The following is an 11932-nucleotide window of genomic DNA, read 5'->3' as shown; positions in this document are numbered from 1 at the left end:
TTGGAATCAACAGGTTCAGCATGGAGGGTGCACTACGGACATATGGCAGGTTTGCCCCGGCCACACCCGCACAGACCTGTGGGTATGACCGTGACACGGCAAATCGTAGGGGAAATATAAGGCCTCAGCGGTCGATGCGGACCGTTACGCCCGCCAGTTGGTCCTCGACCTGGCGGATGTCGGCATCGACCATGATCTTGGCCAGATCGGACACCAGGACCGTCGGCTTCCAGCCGAGCAGGTCATGGGCCTTGGAGGCGTCGCCGATGAGCGCGTCGACCTCGCTGGGGCGCTCGTACTTGGGGTCGTAGCGAACGTGCTCGTTCCAGTCGAGACCCGCGTGCCCGAAGGAGGCCTCGACGAACTCGCGGACGGTCGCGGCCACGCCGGTGGCGACGACGTAGTCGGTGGGCTCGTCCTGCTGGAGCATCCGCCACATGGCGTCCACGTACTCCGGGGCGTAGCCCCAGTCGCGGACCGCGTCGAGGTTGCCGAGGTAGAGCTTCTCCTGGAGGCCCGCCTTGATGCGGGCGACCGCGCGGGTGATCTTGCGGGTCACGAAGGTCTCGCCGCGGCGGGGGGACTCGTGGTTGAACAGGATCCCGTTGACGGCGAACATGTCGTACGCCTCGCGGTAGTTCACCGTGGTCCAGTACGCGAACACCTTGGCGGCGCCGTACGGGCTGCGCGGGTGGAACGGGGTGCCCTCGTTCTGCGGGGGCGGGGTGGCGCCGAACATCTCGGAGGACGAGGCCTGGTAGATGCGGGTGTCGACCCCGCTGGCCCGGATGGCCTCCAGCAGCCGCAGCGCGCCGAGGCCGGTCACGTCGCCGGTGTAGAGGGGCGCGTCGAAGGACACGCGGACGTGGGACTGGGCGCCGAGGTTGTAGACCTCGTCGGGCCGTATCTCACGGAGCAGGTTCACCAGGGCCACGCCGTCGGAGAGGTCGGCGTGGTGCAGGACGAAGGACCGGTTGGCGGTCTGCGGGTCCTGGTAGATGTGGTCGATCCGCTCCGTGTTGAAGCTGGAGGAGCGCCGCACCAGTCCGTGCACCGTGTAGCCCTTGGAGAGCAGCAGCTCGGCGAGGTACGAGCCGTCCTGCCCGGTGACGCCGGTGATCAGTGCGGTCTTGCCCATGCGGTCCCCCTGGGATGCGTTGTGTTCCGTGGTGCCGGGCGTGCTTCCCCTGCCCGCCCGGGGCTGCCCGATCCGGTGTCCCGGAGGCTGGATGCGTACCGTACACGCCGATTCCGCCCATCCGCGCCCGGGTCCACCCGAGCCCGGCTCCGACGGCCCCGGCGGGGTCCGGGCCCGCCGGGCCCGGACTGCTGCCACCCCGGCGGGAGCGGACTGGCATCATCGGCGGTATGACAAGTTCGCTGCCGCTCCTGCCCCCGCACGCCCGGGTCTTCGTCGCGGGCCACCGCGGCCTCGTGGGGTCCGCGGTCGCCCGCCGGCTCACCGCCGACGGGCACGAGGTGCTCACCCGGGGCCGCGCCGACCTCGATCTGCGCGATGCCGCCGCGACCGCCGCGTACCTGGCGGACGTCCGCCCGGACGCCGTGGTACTGGCCGCCGCGAAGGTCGGCGGGATCATGGCCAACAGCACGTACCCGGTGCAGTTCCTCGAGGAGAACCTGCAGATCCAGCTCAGCGTGATCGGCGGCGCGCACGCCGCCGGCGTGGGCCGGCTGCTGTTCCTCGGGTCGTCCTGCATCTACCCGAAGCTGGCCCCGCAGCCCATCCGCGAGGACGCCCTGCTGACCGGCCCGCTGGAGCCGACCAACGAGGCCTACGCCCTGGCGAAGATCGCCGGCATCGTGCAGGTCCAGTCGTACCGCAAGCAGTACGGGGCCTCGTACATCTCGGCCATGCCGACGAACCTCTACGGCCCGGGCGACAACTTCGACCTGCAGTCCTCGCACGTGCTGCCCGCCCTCATCCGGCGCTTCCACGAGGCCGCCGCCGAGGGCCGCGACGAGGTCACGCTGTGGGGCAGCGGCATGCCGCGCCGCGAGTTCCTGCACGTGGACGACCTGGCCGCCGCGTGCGCGGTGCTGCTGAACGACTACGACGGCGAGGAGCCCGTCAACATCGGCTGCGGCGAGGACCTGACGATCCGGGAGCTGGCCGAGACCGTCGCCGAGGTGACCGGCTTCGGGGGGCGGCTCGCCTGGGACACGTCCAAGCCGGACGGGACCCCGCGCAAGCTCCTGGACGTGGGCCGGCTGACCTCGCTCGGCTGGAAGCCGGCCGTCCCGCTGCGGGACGGCATCGCGTCCACCTACGCGTGGTGGCTGCGCGAGCAGCAGCAGCAGCGGAACGGCTGATCGCACAGGGGGCCCCTCAGTACGCTCCGCGGCCGTCGACGACGGCGCGGAGCGTGCGGCCCATCACGTCGACGTCACTGGTGAAGGACCAGTTGTCGACGTACTGCAGATCAAGCTGAATCGTTTCATCCCAGGACAGGTCGGACCGCCCGCTGATCTGCCACAGCCCCGTCATCCCGGGGCGCACGGTGAGCCGGCGCAGTTCGACCTCGTCGTACTTCGCCACCTCCTCCGGCAGCGGCGGGCGCGGGCCGACCAGCGACATTTCTCCGGTCAGGACGTTGACCAGCTGCGGCAGCTCGTCCATGGAGGTGCGGCGCAGCAGCCGGCCCACCCGGGTCACCCGGGGGTCGCGGCGCATCTTGAACATCAGGCCGTCGTTCTCGTTGTGCCCGGCCAGCTCCGCCTTGCGGGCGTCGGCGTCCACCACCATGGTGCGGAACTTCCACATGACGAACGGGACCCCGTCGCGGCCGATGCGCCGCTGCCGGTAGAAGGCGGGGCCGCGCGAGCCGAAACGTATCGCCAGGACGATGCCGAGGAAGAACGGGGAGAGCAGCAGCAGCCCCGCGGCCGCACCCACCCGGTCCAGGGCGGACTTCAGCAGGGTCTGCACGCCCCGGCTGACCGGCGGCGCGACCCGCAGCACGGCGAGCCCGCCCGCGGAGAGGGTCTCCAGCCGCTTGACGGAGACCTCCACCAGACCGGGGAAGACCGCGAGTTCCAGTCCGGCGTCGTGCAGGGCCCAGGCGATCCGGCGCAGCCGCTCCCCCGCGATCCGGGCGCCGGGGGCCACCAGCACCAGGTCGGCGTTGTGGCTGCGGACGGCGCCGAGCACGGCGGCGGAGTCGCCGTTCGGCGCCTGCGGCATCCCCGTGTCGAGGCGGGCCGCGACCGGCACCCCGCTGGTGAGGGCTCCGGCGCCGACCGGGACCACGCCGACGACCACGTATGGGTGGTCGGTGCGCGCGGCCAGGTGTCCGATGACGTCCTCGGCGGCGTCGGGCTCGCCCACCACCAGGACCCGGCTGACGGCCTGGGCCTCGCGGCGGGCCGCCGAGAGGTGGCGGTAGGTCAGCTTGTGGCAGGCTACGGTGATCAGCAGGGCGGGCAGCAGGGCGCCGAGAGCGGACAGCCGGGGCGTGGCCTCGTCGGTCACCACGCGGGCCACGGCCAGCACGCCGATCAGAATCAGCCAGTCGTGCACCACGGGCAGCACCCCGCGGGACTCCCCGAGCGCCCGGGCCGAGTACCGCCGGCGCAGCGCCTGCACGCCGGTCCACGCCACCGCGGCGGCCAGCGCGCAGGAGAAGGGCCGGACCTGCTGCGCAGCGGAGAAGACCAGCCCGACGGGCACGGCGGCGCCGAGGAAGTCGGCGCTCACGGCGGCGGGCAGGTACCAGCGGGCCTTGTCACCGAGGCGCCGTGCGGGCACGGCCGACCCAAGGGCCGAGCTGGCCACTCTTTGCGCCGGAAAATGGACATGCCTCATGGGCCCCCCTGGCACGTGGTCTATGGCAGCGGCGAGCGTCCACGGCTTCCCCGGGCAACGGACGACTGTCGCACCGGGAAACAGTACGACAAACACCCGTACGGTAAATGCCGATTGGGGCAACCCAACCTCTTGTTGCTCAAGTGTTAGCAACCGGTATCAGCCGTTCCGAATATCGGAGCCCCCCTTCGCACGCAAAGGTGAATGGTTCGGATACCGGATACGTCTCATCGGAGAACGAACCGTTTCCGGCCAACCTTTTGACGCGCTCCTGACATTGTGGCGGGCAACTGGCACTCTTCGACCGTTCATCGCACCAGCCCTGTTCTGCCCGGAGGCCCACCCAGCCGTCCGGAACCCCCCTTGCAGAAGGAGTCTGCGTTGAGGTCCACCCCCCAAAAGCGAGCCACCGCGGCCGGCGCGCTCGTAGCCGCGGCAGCCCTGCTCGCCGTAGGCATACAGACCGGCACCGCCACCGCCGACGCCACCGCGTCAGAGGCCCGCACGGCCGCCCAGCCCAACCCGGGCGCGGCCAACCGCGTACTCAGCGCTTCGGAGCGTGCGACGCTCCTCGCCGAGGCGAACTCGACCACCGTGCAGGCGGCCAAGGCTCTCGGCCTCGGCAGCGGCGAGAAGCTGGTGGTCCGCGATGTCGTCCAGGATGCGGACGGCACCACGCACACCACCTACGAGCGGACCTACGACGGTCTGCCCGTCCTCGGCGGCGACCTGACGGTCCACGCCAAGGGCGGCGTGACCAAGAGCGTGACCAAGGCCACCCAGCACGAGATCAAGGTCGCCGACACCACCGCCTCGGTGACCCCGGCGGCCGCGGAGAGCCAGGCGGTCTCCGCCGCGAACGCCGAGGGCTCCAAGGAGGCGAAGCCCTCCAAGAGCGCCCGCAAGGTGATCTGGGCGGCCGAGGGCGTTCCGGTCCTCGCGTTCGAGACCGTCGTCGGGGGCCTCCAGCACGACGGCACGCCGAACGAGCTCCACGTGGTGACCAACGCCAAGACCGGCGCCAAGATCACCGAGTGGCAGGCCGTCGAGACCGGCACCGGCAACACCATGTACAGCGGCCAGGTGACCCTGGGGACCTCGCAGTCGGGCAGCACCTACAACCTGACCGACGCGGGCCGCGGCAACCACAAGACCTACAACCTCAACCGGGGGACCTCCGGCACCGGGACGCTCTTCTCGGGCCCGGACGACATCTGGGGCAACGGCCTGCCGGCCAACCTGGAGACGGCCGCCGCCGACGCCCACTACGGCGCGCAGGTGACGTGGGACTACTACAAGAACGTGCACGGCCGCAACGGCCTGCGCAACGACGGGGTCTCCCCGTACACGCGCGTCCACTACGGCAACAACTACGTGAACGCGTTCTGGCAGGACTCCTGCTTCTGCATGACCTACGGCGACGGTGACGGCAACGCCAAGCCGCTCACCTCAACCGACGTGGCCGCGCACGAGATGACCCACGGCCTCACCTCGGTCACCGGCAACATGACGTACAGCGGTGAGCCCGGCGGCCTGAACGAGGCGACCTCCGACATCATGGCGGCGGCCGTCGAGTTCTACGCCAACAACCCGCAGGACGTCGGCGACTACCTGGTCGGCGAGAAGATCGACATCCGCGGCAACGGCACCCCGCTGCGCTACATGGACAAGCCCAGCAAGGACGGCTCGTCCAAGGACAGCTGGTACTCGGGCATCGGCTCGATCGACGTCCACTACTCCTCGGGCCCGGCGAACCACTGGTACTACCTGGCCTCCGAGGGCTCGGGCGCCAAGGTCGTCAACGGCGTGAGCTACGACTCGCCCACCGCGGACGGCCTGCCCGTCACCGCGATCGGCCGCGACGCCGCCTCGAAGATCTGGTTCCGCGCGCTGACGGTCGGCTACTTCAAGTCGAACACCAACTACGCCGACGCCCGCGTGCAGACGCTGAAGGCCGCCGCCGACCTCTACGGCCAGGGCTCCACGATCTACAACAACGTCGCCAACGCCTGGGCCGGCGTCGCCGTCGGACCCCGCATCGTCAGCGGCGTGACGGTCAGCCCGATCGCCAACCAGACCACCCAGATCAACACCGCTGTCAGCCTGCAGGTCCAGGCCACCAGCACGAACCCGGGTGCGCTGAGCTACGCGGCGTCCGGCCTGCCGGCCGGCCTGTCGATCAACTCCTCCACCGGCCTGATCTCGGGCACGGCCACCACGGCGGGCACGTCCAACGTGACCGTCACCGTGACCGACTCGCAGAGCAAGACCGGTACGGCGTCCTTCACCTGGACCGTCGGCACCGGCCAGCAGAACGTCTTCGAGAACACGAACGACTACCAGATCGCCGACAACGCCACGGTCGAGTCCCCGATCGCGGTGACCCGCACGGGCAACGCCCCGAGCACGCTGAAGGTGGACGTGAACATCGTCCACACCTACGTCGGTGACCTGGTCGTCGACCTCGTCGCCCCCGACGGCAGCGTCTACAACCTGCGCAACCGCTCCGGCGGCAGCGCGGACAACATCGTCCAGTCCTTCACCGTGAACGCCTCCTCCGAGGCCGCCAACGGCACCTGGAAGCTGCGCGTCAGGGACGCCGCCAGCCTGGACACCGGCTACATCAACAGCTGGAAGCTCACCTTCTGACCCCCACCGGGGTGATGTGAGCGCCTGCTGAACCCGCATGACCACGGGGCCGCCCGGGAGAAGACCTCCCCGGGCGGCCCTGTTCCATTGGACCGTGCCCCGCCGGGACCACCTGCCCCCGGGCCGGGGACCTTCGGCGCCGGTCCGCGGGCCCCCGCGCGGAGAGACTGGGAGCAGCGAACCTACGCAACCGTAGGTTCGGGTGACCCAGCGACGACGGACGTGCCCCATGCCGCAGCCCCCTTCGACCGCCCCGACCGCGCGGACCTCCCCGCCCGCTCCCGCCGCGCGGCGCCCCTGGCTGATCCAGGGCGGCATGGGCGTCGGCGTCTCCGGCTGGCGGCTGGCCCGGGCCGTGTCCCGGGAGGGCCAGCTCGGCGTGGTCTCCGGCACCGCCCTGGACGTCGTACTGGCCCGTGTCCTGCAGACCGGCGACCCGGGCGGACACGCCCGGCGCGCGCTGGCCGCCTTCCCCTTCCCCGAGCTGGCGCAGGACGCCCTGGACCGCTACTTCCGCCCGGAGGGCCTCGACGAGGGCGTCCCCATGCGGAGCACCCCCCGGCTGCGCGCGACCGGCGGGTCCCCGGCCGAGATCCTCACCGTCCTCGGCAACTTCGCCGAGGTCTGGCTCGCGAAGGAGGGACACGATGGCCTCGTCGGCGTCAACTACCTGGAGAAGATCCAGCTGGCCACCGCCCCCGCGATGTTCGGCGCGATCCTGGCAGGCGTCGACCACGTGCTCGTGGGCGCGGGAGTCCCCGGTCAGATCCCGGCCCTCGCCTCACGGCTGGCGCGGTACGAACCCTGCGTGACCCGGGTCGGCGTGGAGGGCGACGAGCAGCCGCTCGAGCACCCCTTCGACCCGGCCGCCCTGCTCGCCGGGCGGGTGCCCGGCCCGCTGCGCCGCCCGGAGGTGCTGGCCATCGTGTCGCTGCCGGTCCTGGCCGCCTACCTGGCCCGGGACGAGGCGACCCGCCCCGACGGGTTCGTGATCGAGACCAGCGGGGCCGGCGGCCACAGCGCGCCGCCGCGCGGACCCGTGAAGCTCGACGAGGACGGCGAGCCGGTGTACGGCCCGCGCGACGATCCGGACCTCGCCAGGATGGCGGCGCTCGGGCTGCCGTTCTGGCTCGCGGGCGGGCAGGCCGGCCCGCAGCGGGTGGCCGCGGCCCGGGCCGCGGGGGCGGCCGGGGTGCAGATCGGCAGCGCGTTCGCCCTGTGCGAGGAGTCCGGGATGGCCCCCCACCTGCGCGAGGAACTGCGCGCCCGGGCCCACGAGGGCACCCTCACCGTCCGCAACGACCCGGAGGCCTCGCCGACGGCGTTCCCCTTCAAGGTGGCCGAGCTGCCCGGGACGGTCTCGGAGCCCGAGGTGGCCGCGGCCCGGCGCCGGGTCTGCGACCTGGGCTTCCTGCGCACGCCGGTACGGGGCTCCCGCGGACTGGCCTACCGGTGCGCCGCGGAGCCGATGGCGGCGTACGTCCGCAAGGGCGGGGACCCGGCCGACGCGCGGGGCCGGCAGTGCCTGTGCAACGGCCTGCTGGCCACGATCGGCCTCGCGCAGCGGCGGCCGGGCGGACGGGTGGAGCCCCCGCTCGTGACGATCGGCAAGGACCTGTCGTTCCTGCGGGCGCTCTCCCCGGCCGCCCGGCCCTACACCGCGGCGGACGTGGTGCGGTGGCTGGCCGCCGGGGCGGGCTCCGCGGTGCGGGGCCGCTGAAGGACGGGCCGCTCGGTCAGCCGACCGAGCGGAAGATCTCGCTGAACAGGTCCCCTCCGGCTCCGGCGGCCCGCTCGCCGGTGTCGGCGGAGCCGTCCTCGCGGCCGGTCTCGCCGCGGCCGCCCTGGTCCCAGTCGCCGCCGCCGTCCTCACCGGCGCCACCCTGACCGCCCTGCTCACCGCGGCCCTGGTCGCCCTGGCCCCCCTGGTCGCCGCGACCGTGGTCCTCACGGCCGTCGCCGCCGTCGCCATCGCCCCGGCCGTCGGCCGGCCGGAAGAAGACCGCGATGACCTCCACGTTCCGCGCCCGCTGGCCCGGCTCCAGGATCCGCTCCGCCCTGCCGGAGCAGCCCCGGTTGTCGTAGAGGTGGGCCCGCGACCGCGTCTGGTTCACCACGTCGATCGCGGGCTCACTGCTGGAGGTGTGCGTCAGCAGGTAGCAGGTGTCGTTGTCCGCGGGGCGGATCTGCGCGCGGCGCTCGCCCCCGTCCTCCTCGATGAACCGGTAGTGCAGCGTGCCGAGCCCGCGGCCGCCCTCGTCGTCGGCGAGCGCCGGGCCGGCGGTGGGCAGGGCGAGCGCGAGAGCGCCGGCGAACACGGCGGCGGTGGTGCGAAGACGCATGGGGAAGTCCGTTCCTCGGGTCCGCGGAGGCAGGGGCCGGTGGCGTCCGGTGCCATCCCCGGGCAGCGTAGAAGCGGACGAGTACGCAAAAACGATCGACAGGCCAGGCGGCTCGGAGGTTCACCCGGGAGGCCCGCCGCGCTTGCGCGGGGGCGGACGGCATGGAACCGCCGCCCGCCCCCGCACCGCGGTGCAGCGTCAGCGCAGGAGTACGCCGCCTCCCGCGTCCGTGTCCACCGGGGCTGCGACCAGCCCCAGTTCCGCCGGGCTCGCCAGCAGCGGATGCGCCGGCAGGATGCGGACCGTGTAGCCGAAGGCACCCGTGCGGTCGAGGGCGAGCGGGCCCTCGTACACCCAGCGCCCCTCCAGGTCCGGCCCGGCGGCCGGCTTGAGCGGGAAGGTCCGCCCGTCCCGGATCACGTCCTGCGGGTCCACCCGCCCGGCGAAGGCCTGGACCTCCACGTCCTCCGGCAGCAGCGCGTCCAGCGACACCTGCACACGCAGCGTGAGGGTGGCGCCCAGCTCGGCCGTGCCGTTGACCGGGGCCGCGGCGAGGGCCTCGACGTGCTCGACGCCGACCCTCGGCCAGGCCGCCCGGACCCGGCCCTTCCACCAGGCGAGGTCCCGCGCCGCGTCGGGGCCGAGGGCGCGGTGGGCGCGTGCGGCCGGGGCGTAGAGGCGTTCCACGTACTCGCGCACCATCCGCCCGGCGAGCACCTTGGGCCCGAGCGAGACCAGCGTGCGCCGGACCATCTCGATCCACCGCACCGGGAGCCCGGTGCGCCCGACCCGGTCGTAGAACCGGGGTGCGACCCGGCCCTCGATCAGCTCGTAGAGGGCGTTCGCCTCCAGGTCGTCGCGCCGCTCCTCGTCCGTCCCGAGCCCGTCGGCCGTGGGGATGGCCCAGCCGAAGTCCGGCTCGAACCACTCGTCCCACCACCCGTCCAGCACGGACAGGTTGAGGCAGCCGTTCAGGGCGGCCTTCATCCCGCTGGTGCCACAGGCCTCCAGCGGCCGCAGCGGGTTGTTCAGCCAGACGTCGCAGCCCGGGTAGAGCTTCTGCGCCATGGCCATGCCGTAGTCGGGCAGGAAGACGATCCGGTGGCGCACGCGCGGGTCGTCCGAGAACCGCACCAGTTCCTGTACGAGCCGCTTGCCGCCGTCGTCCGCCGGGTGCGCCTTGCCCGCGACCACGATCTGCACGGGCCGGTCGGGGTCGAGCAGCAGCCTGCGCAGCCGTTCCGGGTCCCGCAGCATCAGCGTGAGCCGCTTGTAGGAGGGCACCCGCCGGGCGAAGCCGATGGTGAGCACGTCCGGGTCGAGGACGGAGTCCACCCAGCCCAGTTCGGCGTCGGCGGCCCCGCGCTGGCGCCAGGAGGCCCGCAGCCGGTCGCGTACCTCCTGGACCAGCTGCTCGCGCAGCACCCGGCGCAGGTCCCACACGTCCTGGTCCGGAATGTCGGCGACGGCGTCCCAGCGCGTCGAGCCGCCGACGGACAGCGCGTCCTCCGTCCGCCCGGCGCCGATCTGGCGGGCGCCCAGCCGGACGACCTCCGGGGCCACCCAGGTGGGGGCGTGCACCCCGTTGGTGACGGAGGTGATGGGCACGTCGGAGGGGTCGAAGCCCGGCCACAGCCCGGCGAACATCTCCCGGCTGACCGCGCCGTGCAGGGTGGACACGCCGTTGGCGCGCTGCGCCAGGCGCAGTCCCATCACGGCCATGTTGAACACGCCGGGGTCGCCGCCGGGGTAGTTCTCCGCGCCGAGCTCCAGGATCCGCTCGACGGGGACGCCGGCCAGTTCCCCGCCCTCGCCGAAGTGCCGGGCCACCAGGGCCCGCTCGAAGCGGTCGATGCCGGCCGGGACGGGGGTGTGCGTGGTGAACACGGTCCCGGCCCGCACCGCCTCGACGGCGGCGTCGAAGCCGAGCCCCTGCTCCCTCTCCAGTTCCCTTATGCGCTCCAGCCCCAGGAAGCCGGCGTGCCCCTCGTTGGTGTGGAACACCTCGGGGTCGGGATGCCCGGTGATCGCGCAGTAGGTGCGCACGGCGCGGACCCCGCCGATCCCGAGCAGCATCTCCTGGAGCAGCCGGTGGTCGCTGCCGCCGCCGTAGAGCCGGTCGGTCACCTCGCGGGCCGGGGCGTCGTTGTCCTCGACGTCGGAGTCCAGGAGCAGCAGCGGTACGCGGCCGACGCGGGCCTGCCAGATGTGCGCGTGCAGGGCGCGTCCGCCGGGGAGGGTCAGGCCGACGCGGGCCGGGGAGCCGTCGTCCTGGCGGAGCAGGGCGAGCGGGAGTTCGTTGGGGTCGAGGACGGGATAGTGCTCCTGCTGCCAGCCGTCGCGCGAGAGCGACTGGCGGAAGTAGCCGTGGCGGTAGAGCAGTCCCACGCCGATGAGCGGGACGCCCAGGTCGCTGGCGGCCTTCAGGTGGTCCCCGGCGAGGATGCCGAGGCCGCCGGAGTACTGGGGCAGGGCGGCGGTGATGCCGAACTCGGGTGAGAAATAGGCGATGCCGGCGGGCAGTTCCGCACCGCTCTCCTGGCTCTGGTACCACCTCCCGCCGTTCACGTAGTCATCGAGGTCGGCGGCGACGACGGCGAGGCGCCGCAGGAAGCGGCGGTCGCCGGCGAGTTCCGCGAGCCGGGCGGCGGACACGGCGCCGAGCAGCCGGACGGGATCGCCGCCGGCGGCCTGCCAGCCCTCGGGGTCGACGGATTGGAAGAGTTCGCGGGTCTCGGCGTGCCACGACCAGCGCAGATTGCGCGCGAGGTCGGTGAGTGGCAGCAGGGTCTCGGGAAGGACGGGGCGCACGGTGAATCGACGGATAGCCTTCACACGTTCCACCTTCGCAGGGGATTGCGGATCGGGGCGGCCGCACCACGCTGTGCATCCGCGCATCACCCCCGGAAGGCTAGCGCCGCCCCCGCCCCGAGGACCATGGCGCCCTGGGCCGCCGCCGGGCGGCCGGGCCGGGTGCCGCGCCGTGTGACCCGTCCGGTCCGTCCCACTCCTTGGGATTCCGGGTGTCCGTTCTGGACGCTCCCCGAGATTCCGGCCGCACGAGACCGGCCAACTTCGGCGGCCCCCGGTACCCGCACATCCGTACGGGGGCATTCGC

7 protein-coding genes are annotated in these 11932 nt (G+C 72.6%); 3 read left to right on the top strand and 4 right to left on the bottom strand.

Features of this window, described 5'->3' with window-relative positions:
* Positions 1-124: 124 nt before the first annotated feature.
* Positions 125-1138: a GDP-mannose 4,6-dehydratase gene (gene gmd / locus AB0D66_RS04555; RefSeq protein WP_362296474.1), complete on the bottom strand. Its 1014-nt coding sequence runs from the start codon at positions 1136-1138 to the stop codon at positions 125-127.
* 230 nt (positions 1139-1368) lie between these two features.
* Here gmd and AB0D66_RS04550 point away from each other — a divergent pair, with 230 nt between their 5' ends.
* Positions 1369-2331, top strand: a complete 963-nt coding sequence (locus AB0D66_RS04550) for a GDP-L-fucose synthase (protein ID WP_362296471.1) — start codon at positions 1369-1371, stop codon at positions 2329-2331.
* 16 nt (positions 2332-2347) lie between these two features.
* Here the strand turns inward: AB0D66_RS04550 and AB0D66_RS04545 are convergent, their stop codons facing one another.
* Positions 2348-3823 carry a sugar transferase gene (locus tag AB0D66_RS04545; RefSeq protein ID WP_362296468.1) on the bottom strand — a complete coding sequence of 492 codons (1476 nt, stop codon included), beginning with the start codon at positions 3821-3823 and terminating at the stop codon, positions 2348-2350.
* A gap of 381 nt (positions 3824-4204) precedes the next feature.
* Between AB0D66_RS04545 and AB0D66_RS04540 the strand changes: the two genes are divergently transcribed.
* Complete coding sequence (locus AB0D66_RS04540; protein WP_362296465.1) at positions 4205-6472, top strand: M4 family metallopeptidase; 2268 nt, start codon at positions 4205-4207, stop codon at positions 6470-6472.
* Positions 6473-6701: 229 nt separating this feature from the next.
* Positions 6702-8192 (top strand): nitronate monooxygenase, encoded by a 1491-nt coding sequence (locus AB0D66_RS04535; RefSeq protein ID WP_362296461.1) that lies wholly within the window; start codon positions 6702-6704, stop codon positions 8190-8192.
* A gap of 16 nt (positions 8193-8208) precedes the next feature.
* Here the strand turns inward: AB0D66_RS04535 and AB0D66_RS04530 are convergent, their stop codons facing one another.
* Together AB0D66_RS04530 and glgP are read right to left on the bottom strand one after the other, a co-directional pair.
* A complete protein-coding gene (locus tag AB0D66_RS04530; RefSeq protein WP_362296458.1) occupies positions 8209-8814 on the bottom strand; it encodes a hypothetical protein in 606 nt (201 codons plus the stop codon).
* 198 nt (positions 8815-9012) lie between these two features.
* A complete protein-coding gene (gene glgP / locus AB0D66_RS04525) occupies positions 9013-11649 on the bottom strand; it encodes an alpha-glucan family phosphorylase (RefSeq protein ID WP_362296456.1) in 2637 nt (878 codons plus the stop codon).
* Positions 11650-11932 lie beyond the last annotated feature (283 nt).

The sequence above is a fragment of the Streptomyces sp. NPDC048270 genome, from assembly GCF_040652335.1.
Taxonomy (GTDB): domain Bacteria; phylum Actinomycetota; class Actinomycetes; order Streptomycetales; family Streptomycetaceae; genus Streptomyces.
This window is presented reverse-complemented; position numbering and strand designations above follow the sequence as displayed.